This is a genomic window from Actinoplanes subtropicus, from assembly GCF_000721705.1.
In the GTDB taxonomy this organism is placed as follows: domain Bacteria; phylum Actinomycetota; class Actinomycetes; order Mycobacteriales; family Micromonosporaceae; genus Actinoplanes; species Actinoplanes subtropicus.
On sequence record NZ_JOJL01000043.1, the window covers coordinates 72435 to 92213 of the forward strand.

18 protein-coding genes and 1 pseudogene are annotated in these 19779 nt (G+C 71.1%); 7 read left to right on the plus strand and 12 right to left on the minus strand.

All coding sequences use genetic code 11. From position 1 onward, the window contains the following. Window positions 1-15 precede the first annotated feature (15 nt). Both IH26_RS0144860 and IH26_RS0144865 read right to left on the minus strand, forming a co-directional pair. Window positions 16-1476 (minus strand): diguanylate cyclase domain-containing protein, encoded by a 1461-nt coding sequence (locus tag IH26_RS0144860; RefSeq protein ID WP_245665973.1) that lies wholly within the window; start codon window positions 1474-1476, stop codon window positions 16-18. A 63-nt stretch (window positions 1477-1539) separates the two neighbouring features. Beyond that, window positions 1540-2316: an IclR family transcriptional regulator gene (locus IH26_RS0144865; protein WP_030442419.1), complete on the minus strand. Its 777-nt coding sequence runs from the start codon at window positions 2314-2316 to the stop codon at window positions 1540-1542. 70 nt (window positions 2317-2386) lie between these two features. On the opposite strand from IH26_RS0144865, the gene IH26_RS0144870 reads away from it, so the two are divergent. Beyond that, window positions 2387-2710, plus strand: coding sequence for a putative quinol monooxygenase (locus tag IH26_RS0144870; protein ID WP_030442420.1), 324 nt, complete (start codon window positions 2387-2389; stop codon window positions 2708-2710). On the opposite strand, the gene IH26_RS0144875 is transcribed toward IH26_RS0144870, so the two are convergent. From IH26_RS0144875 to IH26_RS0144890, 4 genes are read right to left on the minus strand one after another with little or no spacing between them, the layout of a single operon-like run. Next, window positions 2711-4183, minus strand: coding sequence for a glycosyltransferase family 39 protein (locus IH26_RS0144875; protein ID WP_034217393.1), 1473 nt, complete (start codon window positions 4181-4183; stop codon window positions 2711-2713). After that, window positions 4173-5189 carry an amidohydrolase family protein gene (locus IH26_RS0144880; protein WP_030442422.1) on the minus strand — a complete coding sequence of 339 codons (1017 nt, stop codon included), beginning with the start codon at window positions 5187-5189 and terminating at the stop codon, window positions 4173-4175. Before IH26_RS0144880 ends, IH26_RS0144875 begins: the two co-directional genes overlap by 11 nt. After that, the gene (locus IH26_RS0144885) at window positions 5189-6187 is read right to left on the minus strand and encodes an NAD(P)-dependent alcohol dehydrogenase (RefSeq protein ID WP_030442423.1); all 999 of its coding nucleotides are present in this window, start codon (window positions 6185-6187) and stop codon (window positions 5189-5191) included. The genes IH26_RS0144880 and IH26_RS0144885 overlap by 1 nt, the downstream gene beginning before the upstream one ends. A gap of 53 nt (window positions 6188-6240) precedes the next feature. Beyond that, the gene (locus IH26_RS0144890; RefSeq protein ID WP_245665974.1) at window positions 6241-8370 is read right to left on the minus strand and encodes an MMPL family transporter; all 2130 of its coding nucleotides are present in this window, start codon (window positions 8368-8370) and stop codon (window positions 6241-6243) included. Window positions 8371-8509: 139 nt separating this feature from the next. Here IH26_RS0144890 and IH26_RS0144895 point away from each other — a divergent pair, with 139 nt between their 5' ends. The 3 genes from IH26_RS0144895 (at window position 8510) to IH26_RS0144905 (ending at window position 10121) form a co-directional block, all read left to right on the plus strand. Continuing rightward, window positions 8510-8773: a hypothetical protein gene (locus tag IH26_RS0144895; RefSeq protein WP_020517247.1), complete on the plus strand. Its 264-nt coding sequence runs from the start codon at window positions 8510-8512 to the stop codon at window positions 8771-8773. 124 nt (window positions 8774-8897) lie between these two features. Continuing rightward, window positions 8898-9377, plus strand: coding sequence for an SsrA-binding protein SmpB (smpB, locus tag IH26_RS0144900; protein WP_030442425.1), 480 nt, complete (start codon window positions 8898-8900; stop codon window positions 9375-9377). 9 nt (window positions 9378-9386) lie between these two features. Continuing rightward, the gene (locus IH26_RS0144905) at window positions 9387-10121 is read left to right on the plus strand and encodes an alanyl-tRNA editing protein (RefSeq protein ID WP_030442426.1); all 735 of its coding nucleotides are present in this window, start codon (window positions 9387-9389) and stop codon (window positions 10119-10121) included. Between the two features lie 12 nt (window positions 10122-10133). On the opposite strand, the gene IH26_RS0144910 is transcribed toward IH26_RS0144905, so the two are convergent. From IH26_RS0144910 to IH26_RS0144930, 5 genes and pseudogenes are all read right to left on the minus strand, one after another. Beyond that, window positions 10134-11246 carry a sugar ABC transporter substrate-binding protein gene (locus tag IH26_RS0144910; RefSeq protein ID WP_030442427.1) on the minus strand — a complete coding sequence of 371 codons (1113 nt, stop codon included), beginning with the start codon at window positions 11244-11246 and terminating at the stop codon, window positions 10134-10136. A gap of 168 nt (window positions 11247-11414) precedes the next feature. After that, on the minus strand, window positions 11415-11867 hold the full coding sequence (locus tag IH26_RS0144915; RefSeq protein ID WP_030442428.1) for a hypothetical protein: 453 nt from the start codon (window positions 11865-11867) through the stop codon (window positions 11415-11417). Between the two features lie 15 nt (window positions 11868-11882). Then, window positions 11883-12507: pseudogene (locus IH26_RS54815) on the minus strand (ATP-binding cassette domain-containing protein). Beyond that, window positions 12504-12902, minus strand: a complete 399-nt coding sequence (locus IH26_RS0144925) for a GntR family transcriptional regulator (RefSeq protein ID WP_030442429.1) — start codon at window positions 12900-12902, stop codon at window positions 12504-12506. Before IH26_RS0144925 ends, IH26_RS54815 begins: the two are co-directional and overlap by 4 nt. A gap of 85 nt (window positions 12903-12987) precedes the next feature. After that, window positions 12988-14415 carry an NAD-dependent succinate-semialdehyde dehydrogenase gene (locus tag IH26_RS0144930; protein WP_030442430.1) on the minus strand — a complete coding sequence of 476 codons (1428 nt, stop codon included), beginning with the start codon at window positions 14413-14415 and terminating at the stop codon, window positions 12988-12990. 213 nt (window positions 14416-14628) lie between these two features. Here IH26_RS0144930 and IH26_RS0144935 point away from each other — a divergent pair, with 213 nt between their 5' ends. The 3 genes from IH26_RS0144935 (at window position 14629) to IH26_RS0144945 (ending at window position 18806) form a co-directional block, all read left to right on the plus strand. After that, on the plus strand, window positions 14629-17520 hold the full coding sequence (locus tag IH26_RS0144935; RefSeq protein WP_030442431.1) for an NACHT domain-containing protein: 2892 nt from the start codon (window positions 14629-14631) through the stop codon (window positions 17518-17520). A 61-nt stretch (window positions 17521-17581) separates the two neighbouring features. After that, window positions 17582-17761: an antitoxin gene (locus IH26_RS0144940; protein WP_030442432.1), complete on the plus strand. Its 180-nt coding sequence runs from the start codon at window positions 17582-17584 to the stop codon at window positions 17759-17761. A gap of 154 nt (window positions 17762-17915) precedes the next feature. After that, window positions 17916-18806, plus strand: a complete 891-nt coding sequence (locus IH26_RS0144945) for an NAD(P)-dependent oxidoreductase (protein WP_034217395.1) — start codon at window positions 17916-17918, stop codon at window positions 18804-18806. Here IH26_RS0144945 and IH26_RS0144950 read toward each other — a convergent pair. Further along, window positions 18709-19710, minus strand: a complete 1002-nt coding sequence (locus IH26_RS0144950; protein ID WP_051809678.1) for a GlxA family transcriptional regulator — start codon at window positions 19708-19710, stop codon at window positions 18709-18711. The two genes, IH26_RS0144945 and IH26_RS0144950, sit on opposite strands and share 98 nt — an antisense overlap. Between the last annotated feature and the right edge of the window lie 69 nt (window positions 19711-19779).

Here is a 19779-nt window from a genome sequence, read left to right on the forward strand (position 1 = left end):
ATAACGCCGAACGTACTACGTGAGGCGTTGCAGCGCCAGCCCGTCCACCGGTGCCGCCTCGACGATCCGGTTGCGGCCGCTGTTCTTCGCCTCGTAGAGGGCCTTGTCGGCCCGGTCGGTGAGGGCGTCGGAGGTCTCGCCGCCGTTCCACACCGCGATGCCGGCCGAGAACGTCTGCCCCAGCGGAGTCGCGAGCCGCATCCGGTCGACGATCTCGCGGGCCTGCGCGGCGGTCGCGCCGGGCAGCAGCACCACGAACTCCTCGCCGCCGTACCGGGCGAGGTGATCGGCGGTCCGGAGCTGGTCCTGCCAGGCGGCCGCCGCCTCCTTCAGCAGCCGGTCACCGGCCGGATGCCCGTACGCGTCGTTGAAGTGCTTGAAGTGGTCGATGTCCAGGATCGCGACGACCAGCGGGTCGCCGGTGCGCCGGACCCGCTCGATCGTGCGCGGCAGCTCGGTGTTCCAGGCGCGCCGGTTCGGCAGCCCGGTCAGCTCGTCGGTGACGGCCAGCTCGCGGACCTTCTCGGTCTGCACGTCCAGCTGCTTGATCAGCTGGGCCATCCGGGTCACCACCAGCAGGAACAGGGCCACGCAGCCGAGCGCGATGGACAGCACGTCGGTCACCCGGTGCCGGGCCGCCTGAAGGATCAGCAGCCCGGGCCCGACCAGCGAGGCCGCGGTGAGCGCGAGCAGCAGCGGCCGGCTGATCCGGCCGGAGCGCGGCTCGACCGCGCGGGTCAGCGAGCGCATGCCCGGGTGCGCCGCCGCCGCGCCGAAGAGCAGGTAGCCGGCCAGGAACGCCTCGGCGAGCAGCTTGTGCGCCGTCGGGCCGGGCGACCAGCCCATCTGGTTGACCACCGCCCAGGCGCCGTCGCCGGCCAGGAACGCCACCAGCGCCGCGCAGACCAGGCGGAACGCGACGTTGCGGGCGCCGCCGCTGATCATCAGGCGTACGGTCATCGCCAGCAGCACGATGTCGCCGACCGGGTAGGCCACGCTGACGATGTGGCCGAGCAGGCCGATCGACGGGTCGGCCGCCGCCGGCTTGACCATGAAGACCCAGGCGAGCAGGCCCATGCCGGTGGTCAGCGTGGTCGCGTCGACCAGGCTGGACCAGTCCCGGTGCGCGGTGCGCCGCCGGATCAGCAGCACCAGGCCGATCGCCACCGCCGGGTAGAGCGACAGGTACGCGGCGTCCGCCCACGAGGGGAAGCCCGGCTCGGTGTCGAGGCGGGTCAGGACCCACTCGACGACGATGCCGCTCGCGTTGCCGAAGACGCCGAGCGCGAACAGCCACCAGGTCGCGGGCATCTCCGGGCGGCGCTGCCGGATGCCGGCCACGACCATCCCGGCCGCGAACCAGCCGCAGGCCACCTGCCAGATCACCTGGAGCGTGCCGCCGTCCGGCACGAGCAGGAAACCGGCCGACGCGATCGCCGCGACCACCAGATGGAAACGCATCAACCGGCTACCCATGGCCCTATGGCAACCCGTCCGGGTTGCGCGACGGTTGCTCCGCCGGATCAGCTCAGGTGCGGATCAGCTCAGGTGCAGTGCGACCGCCCGGGTCGCCCGCACGGCGCCGAGCCGTACGGCGCGCTCGGCCGTCCACCGGTCGGCGCGCAGCCGGGTGGTCGGCATCGAGATCGCGACCGCCCCGACGAACCGGCCGGCCGCGTCGGTCACCGGCGCCGCCATGCAGCTGAGCCCGGCCTGGAACTCGTCCACCTCGACCGCGAGCCCCGTGGCGTGCACCTGGCGCAGCTGGCGGGAGAGCACCGCCCGGTCGGTCACCGTGGCCGCGGTGACCGCCGGGGTGCCGGTGTGGTCGAGCAGCGCCTCCCGGTCCACCGGCCCGAGGGTGGCCAGCATCAGCTTGCCGAACGCGGTCGCGTGCGGGGCCTGGTGGAAGCCGATGCCGATCGGCCGGATCCGGGGATGCTCCGGGCACTCGGCGACGTGCGCGACGATCATCTCGGCGTCCCGCAGCGCCGCGTAGTAGGCCGCCGCGTGCGCCTGCTGGTGCACCACCTCGGCGACCCGCTGCACCTCGCGCGGCACGGCGATCTGCCGGTACAGGCCGCGGGCCAGGTCGTCGACGCGGTGGCCGAGCGCGTACGCCCGCTCTTCGGGAAGATGGACCAGGTAGCCACCCGTGACCAGGGTGGTGAGCAGGTGGTAAGTGGTAGGGAGGGTCAGGCCGAGCGACCGGGCGACGTCGCGCGCCGCCACCGGGCCGGAGGAAGCCGCGATGTGGTCGAGCACCCGCATCGCCCGTTCCACCGACTGGAGGTGACCAGCGCCCTTGCCGCTCATGCACCCAGCGTCCGTCCACGCCGCCGGGGAGGGAACCCCGATGGCTGATCGCGCGAAAGGCGAACCAACGATGATCTTCATTACCGCCAAGTTCCTGATCAAGCCGGAGCACGCCGAGCGCTGGCCGGAGATCGCCGGCCCGTTCACCCGGGCCACCCGCGGCGAGGCCGGCTGCCTGTGGTTCGACTGGTCACGCAGCCTGGACAACCCCCAGGAGTACGTGCTGGTGGAGGCGTTCCGGGACGGCGACGCGGGGGCGGCGCACGTCGGCTCGGCCCACTTCAAGCAGGCCCAGCAGGACCTTCCGCAGTACCTGGTCGCCACCCCGAAGATCATCAGCCAGGCCGTCGACCAGGACGACTGGTCCGAGCTGGGCGAGCTGGCGGTCAAGTAGTCAGTCGTAGTGCTGGGCTCGGGTCCACAGGGCGGCCCACGATGCGCGCGGCCCGCGGCAGACCCGGATCGGGACGCCCTGCTCCTCGTTGTCCACCCCGACCCGGTTGTCCAGCTCACCCATCGTGACGCAGCTCGCGAAGGCGGTGGCGAGGGCGGCCGGGTCGATGCCCACCACGACCACGACGGTCGTGGATTCCGGCGGCGGGCCGTAGTTGTACAGCTCGTTGTGTCCGCTGTAGACATTCGCGACGCCGTACCGGTCCAGCGCGCCGGCCTCGCCGTAGTTCGCCGTCAGCACCACGGCGTGGGCGCGGTCGGCGGCGGGCAGGCCGGCCACCACCCCGGCCACCTCGCGCGCGTAGACCGGCCAGCCGACCTGGTCGCCCACCACGGAGCTGACCGCGGGCACCGCGGTGGAGCCCAGCGAGCTCAGCGGGATCAGCGGCAGCGCCACCACCAGCGTCGTGGCCGCCGACAGCACCACCGCGGCGATCGGCCAGACCCAGCGGGCGCGGCGGCGGCCGGCCCAGCGCGCGACGACGACCGAACCGGCCGCGTACAAGAAGATCAACAATCCGACCGGATAGTACGGCTGGCCACCGCTCACCAGCGTCAGCAGGCACGCCACCAGGTACGCCCAGGCCAGTGCCCGCACCGGCCGCCAGCCCTCGTCGCGCAGGACCCGGACGAGCCCGATGATCCAGATGGCCGCACTGGGCAGGCCCAGGAGCGCGAGTTGCAGCGGGACGAAGGTGACCCGGTCGTCGTGGCCCTTGTTGCGGGCGATCGCGCGGGCCATCTCCAGCTGCGGCCAGCCGTGGGTGATCTGGTACACGATGTTCGGCAATGCCAGCACCAGGGCGATCGCCGCACCCGCCCACAGCCACGGCTCGCGGAGCTCGCGCCGGGGCCCGCCGATCAGCAGCCCGGCCGCCAGCCCCACCAGCAGCAAGGCGACAAGCTGCTTGTTGTACGACCCGAGCCCGGCCGTGATGCCGACGGCCAGCCACCAGCGGGGCCGGCCGCGCAGCAGCGCCCGGCAAGCGAACAGGATGGCCAGCAGCCAGAACACCACGTCGACGGTCGCCGTCGCCAGGGTGTGCCCGAGCAGGACCGCGCCGGTCACGGCGAGACCGGCGGTGGCCAGCACCTGAGCCCCCCGGCCGCCGCCGAGCTCGCGGACGATGAGCGCGACGACGACCAGAGTGGCCGCGGCGCAGAGGATGGCCGGCAGCCGGAACGCCGTCAGGCTGTCCCCGAACAGCGTGGTGGCGGCCCGGCCCAGGAGCGGCGTCAGGGGCGGCTCGTCCACATAGCCCCAGGACAGGTGCCGCCCGATGACCCGGAAATACAGCTCGTCGCGGTGGTAGCCGTACTGCCCGGCGGTGGCGGCGAGGAGCGCCACGCAGAGCCCGGTGACGGCGGCGACGGGCACGGCCGCGAACCGCGGTAGCTGGCCACTATCGCTCACACAGCTCAGTGTCCACCATGGATCCCGATCTCGTCAGCCCGGGAACCTCGATGTCGTAGAGGCGGGCCGCGTTGAGCCCCAGAATCTTCTTCTTGATCGTGGGAGTCAACACGCCGTACTCGCCCTGCATGTCTTCTGGAATTTGGCAGTCGACGAACTTCTCCACCAGCCATTTCGGCTGCCAGATGGCGTAGTCGCTGCCGAACAGCAGGCGGTTCTCGTCGAGCCAGTAGAGCAGCTCGCCGATGATCCGCGCAAAGTATCGCGGCCGGGTGTGCAGGAACGGCATCGCCACTGCCAGCCCGCCGTACACGTTCGGCTCCTGGGTGGCGATCCAGCAGAAGTCCTCCAGCCGGGGCAGCCCGACGTGCTCGACGATGAACCGCAACCCCGGGAACGCCGTCGCGGCGTCGTCCACATCGGCGACATCGAACGCGTCCCGGTTCATCGGGTAGACCGTCGGGCCCTTGTGCACGTGGATGTTGCGGATCCCGAGCGCCTCGCACTTCTCCAGATACCGGTACGCCCACGGATCGCTCAGTTTCCAGCCCTTGCTGTCGCCCTTCCACTCGGCGGTGTACAGCATGACCCCCTGGAGCCGCCAGCGCTCGTGCAGCCGCTCCAGCGCTTCCAGCCCGGCCTCGCCGTCGCGCGGGTCGAAACGCCCGTTGACGATGAACCGGCCCGGGTGCCGCTCGGCGAGTTCGCCGTTCTGCTCGGTCGTGTTGAAGCCGTTCACGAACCAGTCGGTCAGGTACGTCGACTGCAGGATCGCGACGTCGTCGTACCCGGTCTCGAACAGGTCGTGGATCATGCGCTCCTCGGGGTACCGCTCGAACTCCTCCAGCGTCCACCGGTATTCGGCCGGCGAGAGACTCGCGTGGTAGTCGTGGAAGCACTTGATGAAGCCCTCGCCGTACCGGTTGATCTGGTTGGCCGGGCTGCCGTCCCAGAAGTGCGTGTGCCCGTCCACCACGAAGTAGCTCTCCCCGTCCTTGCGGTACATCAGGGCACCAGGATCCCGCGCCCCTGCAGCCGGCCGGCCTCGAGATCGTCCATCGCCTCGTTCACCGCGGTCAGCGGGTAGGTCCGGGTGTGCAGGGTGACCTTGCCCTGGGCGGCGAGCGTCATCAGCTCGTCGAGGTCGTTGTACGAGCCGACCAGGTTGCCGATGATGTTGCGCTCGGTCGAGATCAGGTCGATCGTCGGGACGTTCACCGCGCCGCCGTACCCGATCACGAAGTAGCTGCCGGCCCGGCGGGTCATCGCCAGGCCCTCCTTCTCGGCGCCCTGCTCGCCGACGAAGTCGAGCACCACGTGCGCGCTGTCCACCAGGTCGGCCGTACGGTCGGTGACCTCGTGCGCGCCCAGCGACCGGGCGAGCTCGCGGGCGGCCGGATTGGGGTCGACCACGACGACCCGGGCGGCGGTCATCGCGAGCAAGCACTGGACGCCGATGTGGCCGAGCCCACCGGCCCCGATCACGACGCAGGTGGTCCCCGGGTACAGCAGCGGCACCGCCTTGCGGACCGCGTGGTAGGCGGTGAGCCCGGCGTCGGCGAGCGCCGCGACGGCGGCCGGTTCCAGGCCGTCGGCCAGCTTGACCACCGATCGGGCGCTGGTCAGCAGGTACTCGGCCATCCCGCCCTCGGAGTCGATGCCCGGGAAACGGGAGTTCTCGCAATGCACGTCGTCGCCCGAGCGGCAGGGACGGCACAGGCCGCAGGTCACCAGCGGGTGCAGGATCACCGCGTCGCCGGCGGCGACGTTGGTGACCGCGCTGCCCACCTCGCGCACCCAGCCGGCGTTCTCGTGCCCGATCGTGTAGGGGAGCTGCACGCCGGACTTGTCGGCCCACTGCCCCTCGACGATGTGCAGGTCGGTGCGGCACAGCCCGGCCGCGCCGACCTGGACCAGCACGTCGAGCGGCCCGGTCACGCGCGGCTCGGGCACCTCGTCGACGGACGGTCGTTTTCCGTAGGAGTGGACCCGGACAGCCTTCATCAGCCTTGCCTCCTTGCGGGGTCGGTGTCTCCCGACCCTGCAAGGAGCGGCGGTCAGTGCGTTAGCTCCGGTTCAGATGCTGACAACGCCTCCCGCGTGCCGGCCGCGTCGTCGCCGGGCCCGTCGGGCACCCGGGTGAGTCTGCCCGGCCACCAGATGCGCCGGCCGATGTCCAGGTTGAGCGCGGTGACCAGCACCGACCGGACGATCAGCGTGTCGAGCAGGACCCCGAACGCGACCGCGAACCCGATCTCGGCGAACGCGACCAGCGGCAGGCTGGCGAGCGCCGCGAACGTGCCGGCGAGGACGATGCCGGCCGAGGTGATCACGCCGCCGGTGGCGGCCAGGCCGATCAGCGCGCCCCGCCGGGTGCCGTGCGTCCGCGCCTCCTCCCGGACCCGGGTCATCAGGAAGATGTTGTAGTCGATGCCCAGGGCGACCAGGAAGACGAAGACGAACAGCGGGAACGACGTGTCCTCGCCGGCGAAGTGGAAGACGTGCCGGAAGACCAGCGCGCTCACGCCGAGCGCCGCGGCGAACGACAGCACCACCGTGCCGATCAGGATCAGCGGCGCCAGGATCGCCCGCAGCAGCAGGCCGAGGATCACCAGCACGACCAGCAGGACGAGCGGGATGATCAGCTTGTTGTCGTGCCGGTTGGCGGCGTTGATGTCGACCACCATCGCGGTCGCGCCGCCCACCTTGGCGTTCGCGCCCGGCACCGCGTGCACGGCCTCGCGCACCCGGTCGACGGTCGCCTGGGCGGCCTTGCTGTCCGGCGCGCTGGCCAGCGTGCCCTCCAGCCGCACCAGGTCGTTCTTCCTCTCCGCGGCGGCGACCGCGCTGATCCCCGGCACCGCGGCGAGAGCCTGGCGCACCTGGTCGGCCTGCGGCCAATTGGCGATGACGGTGACCGGCTGGCCCTGGCCGGCGGCGAAGTGCCGGGCGAGGGCCTCCTCGCCGAAGACCGAGGGCTGCTTGGTGGTGAAGCTGTCGGCCGTGGACAGCCCGTTCGCGTTCAGCTGGAACAGGCCCAGGGCCAGCGCGCCGAGCGCGAGGGCGGTGCCGATCCACACCGTACGCGGGCGGCGGGCGATGCCGCCGCCGAGCCGGGCCCAGAAGCCGGTCGCGGTCGGCTCGGCCGTGCCGTACCTCGGACGGGCCGGCCAGAACAGCCACCGGCCGCAGATGACCAGCAGCGCCGGCAGCAGCGTGATCATGGCGAGCAGGCCGACCACGATGCCGAGCGCGGCGACCGGGCCGAGGCCGGAGGTCGAGTTGAGGTCGGCGAGCGTGAGGATCGACATGCCGATCGCGACGGTGGCGGCGCTCGCGATGATCGCCGGCCCGGCCCGGTGCAGGGCCAGCATCATCGCCTCGTGCCGGTCGTCGTGCTTGCGCAGCTCCTCGCGGTACCGGGCGACCAGCAGCAGCGCGTAGTCGGTGCCGGCGCCGAAGACCAGCACCGTGAGGATGCCGGCGCTCTGCGCGTTCACCACCAGGCCGGCATGCTTGGCCAGCAGGTAGATGACCGACTGCGCGGTGGTCAGCGCCGCGCCCGCCGTGAGGATCGGGAACAGCCAGAGGACCGGGCTGCGGTACGTGACCAGCAGGATCACCGCCACCACGATCAGCGTCGTGTACAGCAGCGTGCCGTCGATGCCCTTGAACGCCGAGGCGGAGTCGGCCGCGTTGCCGGCCGGGCCGGTCAGGTACACCGACATGCCGTCCGAGCCGTTGGTCGCGACCGTCTTGAGCGAGCCGACGGTGGCGGCGATCTTCTGCCAGCCGGCCTCGTCGACCTTGATCGGCACGATGGTCTGCAGGGCCTGCCCGTCCCGCGCCGGGATCGGCCGGCTCACCTGGCCGGTCACGCCGGCGACGCCCGCGAACGCCGTCGCGTCGGCGTTCGCCTTCGTCCGGTCGGCGTCGGTGATGCCGCCGGCACGCTCGTAGACGATCACGGCCGGGGCGATGTCGCTCGCCGCGAACTGTTTCTGCAGGTCGGCGACCTGGGTCGCCTCGGCGCCGCTGGGCAGCCAGGCCGAGTTGTCGTTCTTCTCCACCCCGCTCAGCTTGCCCGCCAGCGGGCCGGCGACGACCAGCACCACCACCCACGCGGCCAGCACGATCCACTTCGACCAGCGGCCGCAGACCAGCCTCGCCATCCCACCCGTTGTCATAGCCGTCTCCCCCTCGGCGGAAGGCTATGCCGGGCGCCGTGGGCACCCCAACCCTTAATCGGCCAAGCTCAGGGTTGTCTCAGGGACGGGTGTCCGGATCGGACAGCGCCCGGGTCGCGGTACCGGCATAATCGAACGGGTGACGAATTGGGAGTACGCGCGTCTGGAGTACCGTGCCGCCGGCACGCTCGGCACCGATCGATTCATGGACTGGACGGCCACCTTCCATCACCCGGGCGGCGTGCTGCGCTGGGGCACCGACGAGCGCTTCGACGACCTGCGCCACCTCAACCGGGCGGGCGCGGCCGGCTGGCAGGCGTATGCGCGGGCCGCGATTCACGTGAAGGACGAGCCACACCGGCTGAGCAGCGTCACGTACGCGATGCGGCGCCCAGTCCCGTAGGGACCCGGGTTCTCCGCGCCGTCCGTAGGACCAGGCGCCGGTAGCAACCCAGTCCCGTAGGGACCCGGGTTCTCCGCGCCGTCCGTAGGACCAGGCGCCGGTAGCAACCCAGTACCGTAGGCGGGTGGCAAAGGAACAAGGCCGGAAACTGATCGCCTCGAACAAGAAGGCGCGGCACGACTACGCGATCCTGAAGACGTACGAGGCGGGCCTCGTGCTGGCCGGCACCGAGGTGAAGTCCCTGCGCGAGGGCCGCGCCTCCCTGGTCGACGCGTTCGCCCAGGAGCACGAGGGCGAGATCATGCTGTACGGCCTGCACATCGCCGAGTACGGCTACGGCAGCTGGACCAACCACGCCCCGCGCCGCACCCGCAAGCTGCTGCTGCACCGCGCGGAGATCGCGAAGATCCTCGGCCAGTTGCGGGACGGGAACGGCTTGACCCTGGTTCCGCTGTCGATGTATTTCAGCGAGGGCTGGGCCAAGGTCGAACTGGGCATGGCGCGCGGCCTCAAGTCGTACGACAAGCGGCAGATCCTCGCCGAGCGCGACGCGCAGAAGGAGATCGCCCGCGAGATGGGCCGGCGCCTGAAGGGCCGGCGGTAGGTTTCAGGCATGAGCGCGCGCCTGGATTGGGAAGACCCCACCCTGCGGGAGTGGGACTGCACCGTCCTCCGGTCCGATCCCGACGAGGGCATCGTGCTGGACCGTTCCGCCTTCTACCCGGGCGGCGGCGGCCAGCCCCCGGACCATGGCGTGCTGCTCTGGCAGGGCGTGCAGACCCGGATCGTCGACACGCGCAAAGGGGACGCCAGTTCGGGGAGGCCCAGTCACCTGATCCCGGCTCCGGGCGATCCCGTCCCGCCGGCCGGGACGAAGGTGCGCGGCGCGATCGACGACGAGCGCCGGAGCACCCTCATGCGTACCCACTCCGGCCTGCACATTCTCTGCGGTACGGTGTTCCGCGACTTCGGCGCCCTGGTCACCGGGGGCAACATGCAGCCCGGCGAGGCGCGGATGGATTTCAACCTGCCCGAGGTGCCGCCCGGCTTCAAGCAGAGCCTCGAGGACGCGGTGAACGCCGAGATCGCCGCCGACCGCAAGATCGTCGCCCGGATCCTGCCGCGCGAGGAGGCCCTGCGGATCCCGACGCTGATCCGCACCCAGGACGCGCTGCCGCCGCTCGAGGAGCCGGAGATCCGGGTGATCGACATCGTCGGGCTGGACGTGCAGGCCGACGGCGGCACCCACGTGGCCTCCACCGCGCAGGTGGGCCGGGTCGAGGTGGTCAAGGTCGAGAGCAAGGGCCGGCAGAACCGCCGTGTGCGGATCCGCCTGGCCCCGGGCTGACGGTTCTCGGCCCTACTTGACGTCGTTGGCCGCGCAGAGCGCCGCGTACTTGCCGGCGCACAGGTCCTTCTTGCTGACGAAACCGTCGGCCACCACGGTCTTGACGTCGGCCTTCTGGATCAGCACCGGCTGCAGCAGGGCGGCCGGCACGTAGGCGCCCGACTCCGGGTCCTTGATCTGCCCGTCGACCGGCGGCTTCTTGCCCTGGAACAGGTTGATGGCCAGGTTCGCGGCGGTGTCCGCCTCCGGCTTGAGCTGCTTGTAGATGGTCAGGCACTGGTCGCCGCTGAGGACCGCCTTCAGGCCGTCGAGGGTGGCGTCCTGGCCGGTGACCGGCACCTTGCCGGCCAGACCCTTCGACCGCAGCACCTTGATCACCGCGCCGGCGATGCCGTCGTTGGCCGCGAGCACCCCGCCGATCTTCGGCTGCTGGGACAGCATCTGCGAGAAGATCCGGCCGCCCTCTTCGTTGTTCCAGTCGGTGACCCACTGGTCGGGGCCCTTGGTGAACTCCGCCGAGTCGTACTTCGGGTCGAGGAGGGAGTCGTAGCCCTTCTTGAACAGCGTCGCGTTGTTGTCGGTCGGCGAGCCGTTCAGCTCGGCGATCACCGGGTTCACCACGTTGTCGGCGCTCAGGCAGCTGATCAGGCCGCTCGCCTGCAGCTGGCCGACCTTCTCGTTGTCGAAGCTGACGTAGTAGTCGGCGCCGCCGTTGAGGGTGAGCCGGTCGTAGTCGATCGTCGGGATCTTCTTCTCTTTGGCCTTGTCGAGCACGGCCTTGCCGGTGTCCGAGTCCAGGTTCGCGATGATCAGGACCTTCACGCCACTGTTGATCATGTCGGTGCCGATCTTCACGAAGTTCGCCTTGTCGCCCTCCGCGTTCTCGATCTCGGACGGGATGTTCTGGGCGTCGAACGCCTGCTTCAGGTACTTCGCGTCGACGTCCTTCCACCGCGTGGAGCTCTCCGTGTCCGGCAGGATCACGCCGATCCGGGCCTTGCCGGAGCCGCCGCCGGAGCCGCTGCTGCCACTCGCGTCACTCGACTTGTTCGAGTCGTCACACGCTGTCATCGTGGCGGTGGCGAGCAGCCCGACCGCCGCGATCGCCAGCAGCTTCTTGCGCATTTCCGAGAAGTCCTCTCAGGTGGTTCCCGACCTGTGTGGTCCGCCGAAACGTGGCCCCAAGTATCGAGCAGCGCGGGATGCGCTCGACAAGGGGTACGGCCCGGATGTGAAAGATAGTTCACTGCCGGTGCGTAAGGATCGGCCGACCACCCGAAGTGCGTGCGAACCCTACGCCACCCGACGGCGAATCCACCAGAAGCAAAAGGTCGCGAGAACCGCCGAAACCGCCAGGAAAACCCCCAGTTCGCGCCATTGGAGCGGCCAGAACTTCTCCGGGCCGAGGTAGATCACCTTTTGTTGCAGATTCTGCGAAGCGATCCACCGTTCGCAGCTCTCCCGTCCGTTCGGCGCCTGCGGGCCGCACTTCGCCGGGTCGTAGGGGCCATGCCACACGAGGCCCGCGGACGTGACCACATCGTTGCTCAGGATCCACGCGTTCCGCACCGGCGCTTCGGTCTCGACATCGATCCGGCGCTGCGGATCGCTGAGGCTGAGCCGCAACCCGCCGATGCTCTCGGCGGTGACCGGGCCCTCGTACGTCGTCCGTGCGGTCAGGTGCGGCCGGAGGAAACCGGCCGACAGGAACATCGCGGCCGCGACCACCACCAGGGTCACCGCCATCGCCGGTGAGCCAGATCATCGCTGCTTCTCCAGTACGCGGTCAGGGCCGGACTGCGCGGCCTCGGTCATGTACGCCAGCACGAGGTCCTCCAGGTCGATGCCGTCGACGCTGAACGCCGGGTCCTCGATCGGCGCCGTGCTCCGGACCATCAGGGTCGACTGCACGTCGGTGTGCCGGGCCAGGATCACCTGACGGCCCGGCCCGAGCCTCGCCGGGTCGATCCGGGCGCCGGTGATCCGGTGCTGGCCCGCCAGCAGCTCCTCCACCTCGCCGGTGACCCGCACCCGGGACCTGACCAGCACGATCAGGTAGTCGCAGACGCGTTCCAGGTCGGCGACCAGGTGCGAGGACATGACCACGCTGGTGCCGGACTCGGCCACGTACTCCATCAGGCCCTGCAGGAACTCCCGCCGGGCGAGCGGGTCGAGCGCGGCCACCGGCTCGTCGAGCAGCAGCAGGTCGGGCCGTGGTCGGCTGGAGGAGCCCGCAGATCATCTGGAGCAGCGTGGACTTGCCGGCGCCGTTCGGACCGACCAGGCCGACGACGTGGCCGGCCGGGATGTCGAGGGTGCAGTCGGCGAGTGCGGTCCGCCGCCCGTACCGCCTGGTCAGGTTCTCAGTCACCACCGCGCTGGTCATCGTCCCGCTCTTTCCGCCGAAAACTGGCGAAACGTGTTCACGAACAGCGCCTCGATGCTCTCGTCGTCGAGGCCGGCGTCGCGGGCCTTGGCGAGCCAGCCGTCCAGATCGCGGCGCAGCGGCTCGTGCGCGGCGAGTTCCGACTCGCCGCCGAGGGTGCGGGTCACGAACGTGCCGAGGCCGGGCCGGGGCTGCACGAGCCCCTCGTACTCCAGCTCCCGGTACGCCTTGAGCACCGTGTTCGGATTGATCGCGACGCGGGCCACGACCTCCTTGACCGTGGGCAGCTTGTCGCCCTCCTGCAGCAGGCCGAGCCGCATCGCGTGCCGGACCTGCTGGATGAGCTGCATGTAGGGCGCGACGCCGGAGCGCGCGTCCAGGTGGAACTCGATCATCCATACAGCCATTCCACTAGTCTCCTAGCACAATAGCAGTAAAAAACGGGCCGGAGGCAATGCCCCGGCCCCGGCTCCCAGCCCACTACCAGTTGACGGCGATGTATTTCGACTCCAGGTACTCGAGCAGCCCCTCGTGCCCGCCCTCGCGCCCGATGCCGCTCTGCTTGACCCCGCCGAACGGTGCCGCCGGGTCGCTGACCAGCCCCCGGTTCAGCCCGACCATGCCCGCCTCGATCGCCTCGCTGACCCGCAGCCCGCGGGCGAGATCCCGGGTGAAGACGTACGCGACCAGCCCGAACTCGGTGTCGTTGGCGTACCGCACCGCCTCGTCCTCGGACGTGAAGGTCACGATCGGCGCCACCGGCCCGAAGATCTCCTCCCGCAGGATCGGCGCATCCCCCGGCACGCCGGTCAGCACCGTCGGCGGGTAGTAGAACCCCGGCCCGTCCGGCCGCGTCCCACCGGTCACCGCCGTCGCGCCGCCCTCGACCGCCCCCTGGACCAGCGAGTCGACCTTGGCCACGGTGTCCTCGTTGACCAGCGGACCGACCTGCGTCTTCTCGTCCGTCCCCGGGCCCACGACGAGCCCCGACATCCGCTCGGCCAGCCGCCGGGAGAACTCGTCCGCCACCGACGCCTCGACGTAGAACCGGTTGGCCGCCGTGCACGCCTCCCCGCCGTTGCGCATCTTCGCGATCATCGCCCCGTCCAGCGCCGCGTCGAGGTCGGCATCGGCGAAGACCAGGAACGGCGCGTTGCCGCCCAGCTCCATCGACGTGTTCACGACGTTCTCCGCCGCCTGGGCGAGCAGGATCCGCCCCACCTCGGTCGATCCCGTGAACGACACCTTCCGTACCCGCGGATCCTTGAGCATCTTCGAGACGACCTTGCCCGAACCGCGCGACGGCAGCACGTTCACCACGCCCTCGGGCACGCCCGCCTCGGCCAGGATGGCGGCCATCGCGAGCGCGGTCAGCGGCGTGTCACTGGCCGGCTTGAGGATCACCGTGCATCCCGCCGCCAGCGCCGGCCCGATCTTCCGGGTGGCCATCGCCGCCGGGAAGTTCCACGGCGTCACCAGCACGCACACCCCCACCGGCTGCCGCACCACGAGGATCCGGTTCGCCCCGCTCGGCGCCGTGCTGACGAGGCCTTCCCCGCGCACCGCCTCCTCGGCGAACCACCGGAAGAACTCCGCCGCATAGGTCACCTCCCCCTTGGCGTCGGCGAGCGCCTTCCCGTTCTCCAGGCTGATCAGCTTCGCCAGCTCATCGGCCCGCGCGGTCATCAACTCGAACGCCCGCCGCAACGCCTCCCCCCGCACCCGCGGCGGGGTAGCCGCCCACCCCGGGCCGGCCGCGGCAGCAGCATCAACGGCCGCACCCGCGTCGCTCTCCCCGCCATCCGCCACCGAGGCGATCACATCCCCGGTAGCCGGATCGATCACGTCGAAACGCCCCCCGGACGCCGCCGGGACCCACTTACCACCGATGAAGAGTTCAGTTTCCACACCCCCAGCATGGTCCCGGCAGCCCGCTCATGCCATGTCCAACCCGGCGAACCATCAAGATCAAAATCGCCATATCGTACGGTCGGCCACGAGTCCCCGCCTTTCCGCCCGGTCGGCTGCAGCTCACCCTCCGCGCGCGGCCGCCGGGCTGTTCCCGGCCCCACCGGCGCTGCCGCGCCTACCCCCATGACCCGCGTCCGCTACCTTCGCCCGATGAGGTCACGGGGTCTGTCCTTCTCCGACGCGGTCAAGCTCCTCGACGGCGACCCGAGGTGGGTGAGCCGCCTCGACACGGCGGGCGGGGTCGTCGCGGGTACGGTAACGATCGGCAGCGCCGGAACGGTCGACTTCTTCGCCCTCCGCGACGAGGTCGTCCGGTGGGGCCGCGCGGCCGCCGGCGTGTGGCGCGACCGGGTGCACCGGCTGGGCCGATTCGATCGGACCGAGCGGCTGATGGCGGCACACACCGTGATCGTCCTGGTCGCCTTCTACGAGGCGCTCGACGCGTGGGCCGCGAGCCGCGGCGCGCGGCTCGACGCGGCGGAGCTCTCCGCGGCCGAACAGGCCGCGATCGCCGCCGGCAGTCCGCCCGCGCACAGCTACGAAGGCATGGTCGCCCAACTGGCGAACACGCCGGCACCCTACCCGACCCCCGTTCGGCCGGTGGAGTCCGTGGAGGACGAGGTCGGAGCCTACTGCCGGGAGATGGGGAGGTTCGTCGCCGAGTTCCTGAACGGGCTTCGGGTCTTCGAGTACATCGATCTTCTCCACGGTCTGAACACGATCCGGGACGACGCCGTCCGGCGGTATCGCGCGGCCTACCGGCGGCTCGCGGCCGAGATTCCCGAGTTCCGTCTGTGGATCGAGATCACCGACGCCCAGGCCACCCGCATGCTCGTCCGCGAGGTGATCACAGCACAGCACACCGCGGTGGACGCGACACTCGCCGGCCTGGCGCGGATCCACGAGGCGCGGATGGCCAAGCCGATCCTCAACGCCGCCGACGTCCCGGGCGACCTGCGGTTGCCCACGCTCCGCGACGGCTATCAGGAACCGGCGGGCAAGAGCGCCGTCGCCGGGCCGGCCAGCCTGCCGGCGACCGAGCGCTGGTGGGCCGAGGAGGGCCGGCCGGTGCCGGCCGTACAGGACTTCCTCGTCGCGATGCTGACCACCCCGCGCGTCACCGACCAGCCCATTGTCGTGCTCGGCCAGCCCGGCTCGGGCAAGTCGGTGCTCACTCGGGTGCTCGCGGCCCGGCTGGCCGGGAGCGACTTCCTACCGGTCCGGGTCGAGCTGCGAAGCGTCCGCGCCGACGCGCCCGTCGCCAAGCAGATCGAGGAGGCCCTCCTTCGGCAACTCGGCGAGACGGTGACCTGGCCCGAGGTCGTCCGGCGGGCGCAACCCGCGCTGCCGGTGGTGATGATGGACGGCTTCGACGAGCTGCTGCAGGCGACCGGGCAGAACTGGGCCGGCTACCTGGAGCAGCTCCAGGACTTCCAGGAGCAGCAAGCCGCGCTCGGTAGGCCGCTCGCCGTACTCGTGACCAGCCGCACCGTGGTCGCCGATCGGGCGCGCTTCCCCACCGGCACACCGGTCGTCCGGCTGGAGCCGTTCGCTGACGACCAGGTGGCGCGGTGGCTGGCGGTGTGGAACGAACTGAACGAGCCCGGCCTGACCCGCCGCGGCCTGTCGACCTTGCCGGTCGCGGTGGCGCTCCGGCACCGCGAGCTGGCCGGCCAGCCCCTGCTGCTCCTGCTGCTCGCCATCTACGACAGCCGCGCCAACAACCTGCAGCACGGGGCCGGCGGTCTGGAGCGGGTCGAGCTCTACGAGAATCTCTTCGCCGATTTCTTCGAGCGACAGGTGGACAAGTTCGGCGCCAGGCTCGGCACCGAGGAGCGGGAGGCCGAGGTCGCGGCCGAGTGGCGCCGGCTCTGCGCGGTCGCGATCGCCATGCACAACCGCGGTCGCGACGTGATCCTCGAACCGGAGCTCGAGCAGGACGCCGGCCGGCTGCTCAGCGAGGAGGACCGAACGCTCCCCGGCGCGGAAGGCCGACCGCTCGGCATCGGGCAGCTGCTCGTCGGCCGGTTCTTCTTCGTCCACGAGTCCCAGGCGACCCGGGACACCGGCGGCGGCTTCGTGCGCAGCTTCGAGTTCCTGCACGCCACGTTCGGCGAGTTCCTCGCGGCGCGGCAGATCGTGAACGCGATGGTCGAACTGGCCGAGGTGCGCGCCCTCCTGCCCCGCCGGGTGGGTACGACCCTGGACGCCGGCTTCTTCCACACCCTCACCTCGTTCGCGACGGTCGCCCGGCGAGCGCCGCTCTGGGAATTCTGCCGGGGCATGATCGCCCGGCTGGACCCTGGCACCCGGCGACGATGCCGCGACCTGGTGCTGGAACTGCTCCCCGACGCGGGACTCCCCCACCCGACCTGGTCGTCCGGCGGATACGAGCCGGTCCGGCACACCATGGCGCAACGCCAGGCGTCCTTCACCGCAAACTTGATCTGCCTGGCGGTACTGCTGAACGACGGACCGGTCGATGCCGAGGAACTGGTCGGCGAACCGGCCGCGGTCAACTGGCGACGGTTCGCCCTGCTCTGCATGGGGCAGCTCCAGCCCGAGGACGCGCGCCGGTTGTGGCAGTCCCTCCGGGTCGAGTGGGATCTCGTCGCCGTGCCTCCCCGGCTGAGGATCAGGGTCGAGGACGGCTCGGAGGTGGCGCTGTACGGCTCGCTGCCCTGGCCGCCCGAGGACCGGCCGAGAATTGCCCCCGGCGACGACCTGATCGTGCCGAGCGAGACGGCGACCGGACGCCTGATCCGCAAGTCCGCCTTCAGCCAGACCGGCATCGACGCCCGGGAACTGTTCTACGCCCTGGCACCGTTCTGGCGAGAGTTCGGAGACATCACCTTCCGCCCCGACGGGGAGTGGGACTCCGATCTCCGCACCCTGCTTGGCCTCCTGTTCGAGGCGCACCGAACCCGGGAGAACGCCCTCGAGATCGCCCTCGATCCGGAACGGGCAGAGGTCTACATCTCTTTACTGGAAAGGGCCCGCGACACCCTGACTGCCACGCTCAACAGCCCGACGGCGATCTGAGGATCGGTGCACGATCGCACACCCGCCGTTTACCGGCCGGGGCGGCGGGCATCCGGCGGGCATGGGATTCATGGATGAGGCCAAGGATTTCGCGGACAAGCACGACAAGCAGGTCGACGAGGGCATCGAGAAGGCCGGCGAGGAAGTCGGCAAGCGTACCGGCAACAAGTACGACTCGCAGGTGGACAAGGGCGTCGACGAGGCGCAGCGGCGCACCGGCGGCGGCGACACCCAGCCGTAGTCCGGGGCGGCCCGCGCCGGGCATGCGGCGGAGCGGGAACCCGTCGGGGACCACGAGCCGGCCGGCGACGACGAGACCAAGCGGGGACAACTGGCCGGATTACGGCGCGGCTTTGCGACGCTCCGGGGCCGGTCGACGCCGTACGTTATGGGTCATGGCGCTGGGGTTTCTGGGTCTCGGGGTGATGGGCCGGCCGATGGCGGCCAACCTCGTGGCGGCCGGGCACGATCTCGTGGCCTGGACGCGGTCGGGTGTGCCGCTGGCCGGGGCGGAGACCGCAAGCGGCCCGGCCGAGGTCTTCGAGCGGGCCGGGATCGTGTTTCTCATGCTGGCCAACGGCGAGGCGATCGACAGCGTGATCGGGCCGCACGTCGCCGGCCGGATCGGCGTGCACATGGGGACCACCTCGCCGGAGTATTCGGCCGGGCTCGGCGAGCGCATCCGGGGGCACGGCGGCCGCTATGTCGAGGCGCCGGTGTCCGGGTCGAAGGGGCCGGCCGAGGCGGGACAGCTGGTCGCGATGCTGGCCGGGGAAGAGCAGGACCTTGCCGCCGTACGCCCGCTGATGAGCCCCATGTGCCGGCAGACCTTCGACTGCGGGCCGGTGCCGAACGCGCTCCTGATGAAGCTGGCCGTCAACACCTTCCTGATCAGCATGGTCACCGGGCTGGCCGAGGCGTTCCACTTCGCCGAGGGGCACGGCCTCGACCCGGGGACGCTGCGGGCGGTGCTCGACGCCGGGCCGATGGCCAGCTACGTGTCCCGGGGCAAGGCCGGGATGCTGGCCGAGCGGGAGTTCCCGGTGCAGGCGTCGATCCGGGACGTGCACTACAACAACCGGCTGATCGTCGAGGCGGCCCGGGCCGGCATGCCGCTGCTGGAGGTCTGCCGGGAGCTCTTCGCCGAGGCCGAGGAGCAGGGCCACGGCGCCGAGGACATGGCCGCGGTCATCCGGGCGATGACGGCGCGAAGCGGGCGCGGTACGCCGTCGGGGAACAGCCGAACCGCCGCTGGAAGTGCTGGCGGAGCAGCGCCGCCGAGCTGAAGCCGGCCCGGCCCGCGGCCTCCTCGACGCCCATCGACGGGTCGGTCTCGAGCAGGGTCTGGGCCAGGCGGACCCGCTGGTCCAGCACCCAGGCGTAGGGCGAGGTGCCGGTGGCCGCCCGGAAGCGGCGGGCGAACGAGCGGGTGGACAGGAACGCCCGGCGGGCCAGCACGTCGATGGACAGGTCCTCGTGCAGGTTGCCGAGCGCCCAGTCGAGCAGCTTGTCGATGCCGCCGTCCGGCCGCTCGAAAGCCGTGCCGCCGCCGGCGCCTGGTCCTACGGACGGCGCGGAGAACCGGGGCCCCTGCGGGGCCTGCGTGGCAGTGCGGTAGGGGCCGACCAGCATCCCCTGGGCGACCGCGGCCGCCGCCGCGGCGCCGTGGTCCTTGCGGATCAGGTGCAGGCACAGGTCGATCCCGGCGGCGGTGCCGGCCGAGGTGAGGACCGGGTCGTCGTCGGCGTACAGCAGCGACGGGTCGACCGTCACCTCCGGGAACCAGTCGCGCAGGCGGTCGGCGTACATCCGGTGGGCCGCGATCGTACGGCCGGCAAGCAGCCCGGCCGACGCCAGGAGGAAGGCCGCCGAACAGACCGCGACCAATCGCGCACCTCGGTCCTTCGCGGCGTGCAGCGCCGCGGCGGTCGCCGGCGAGACCGAGCGGGACGGCTCGGCCGGCGGGGCCACCGCGACCAGATCGGCGACGGCGAGGCGGGACAGGTCGTGCGCCGGCGTGACGTGCAGGCCGCCGAACGTGGGCACCGGGACGCCCGGCCGCTCGGAGCAGATCGCGAAGTCGAAGGGCGGCACCGCCCGGTCCGTCCGGTCGACGCCGAAGACCTCGCAGTACACGGCCAGCTCGAACGGGCGAACGGTGGGTGGCATCAGCACGGCGACGTTTCGCACGTCACCGACCCTGCCAGCGGAAACAGCGGGGCGACACAGCCAGTCGCGCGGCGGTGGCTCGAAGTGGTC

Excerpts from the sequence above, each read along its gene's own strand:
- IH26_RS0144860 (WP_245665973.1), bottom strand. The coding sequence starts at position 1,476 with ATGGGTAGCCGGTTGATGCGTTTCCATCTGGTGGTCGCGGCGATCGCG.
- IH26_RS0144865 (WP_030442419.1), bottom strand. The coding sequence starts at position 2,316 with ATGAGCGGCAAGGGCGCTGGTCACCTCCAGTCGGTGGAACGGGCGATG.
- IH26_RS0144870 (WP_030442420.1), top strand. The coding sequence starts at position 2,387 with ATGATCTTCATTACCGCCAAGTTCCTGATCAAGCCGGAGCACGCCGAG.
- IH26_RS0144880 (WP_030442422.1), bottom strand. The coding sequence starts at position 5,189 with ATGTACCGCAAGGACGGGGAGAGCTACTTCGTGGTGGACGGGCACACG.
- IH26_RS0144885 (WP_030442423.1), bottom strand. The coding sequence starts at position 6,187 with ATGAAGGCTGTCCGGGTCCACTCCTACGGAAAACGACCGTCCGTCGAC.
- IH26_RS0144890 (WP_245665974.1), bottom strand. The coding sequence starts at position 8,370 with ATGACAACGGGTGGGATGGCGAGGCTGGTCTGCGGCCGCTGGTCGAAG.
- IH26_RS0144905 (WP_030442426.1), top strand. The coding sequence starts at position 9,387 with ATGAGCGCGCGCCTGGATTGGGAAGACCCCACCCTGCGGGAGTGGGAC.
- IH26_RS0144910 (WP_030442427.1), bottom strand. The coding sequence starts at position 11,246 with ATGCGCAAGAAGCTGCTGGCGATCGCGGCGGTCGGGCTGCTCGCCACC.
- IH26_RS0144915 (WP_030442428.1), bottom strand. The coding sequence starts at position 11,867 with ATGGCGGTGACCCTGGTGGTGGTCGCGGCCGCGATGTTCCTGTCGGCC.
- IH26_RS0144925 (WP_030442429.1), bottom strand. The coding sequence starts at position 12,902 with ATGATCGAGTTCCACCTGGACGCGCGCTCCGGCGTCGCGCCCTACATG.
- IH26_RS0144935 (WP_030442431.1), top strand. The coding sequence starts at position 14,629 with ATGAGGTCACGGGGTCTGTCCTTCTCCGACGCGGTCAAGCTCCTCGAC.
- IH26_RS0144940 (WP_030442432.1), top strand. The coding sequence starts at position 17,582 with ATGGGATTCATGGATGAGGCCAAGGATTTCGCGGACAAGCACGACAAG.
- IH26_RS0144945 (WP_034217395.1), top strand. The coding sequence starts at position 17,916 with ATGGCGCTGGGGTTTCTGGGTCTCGGGGTGATGGGCCGGCCGATGGCG.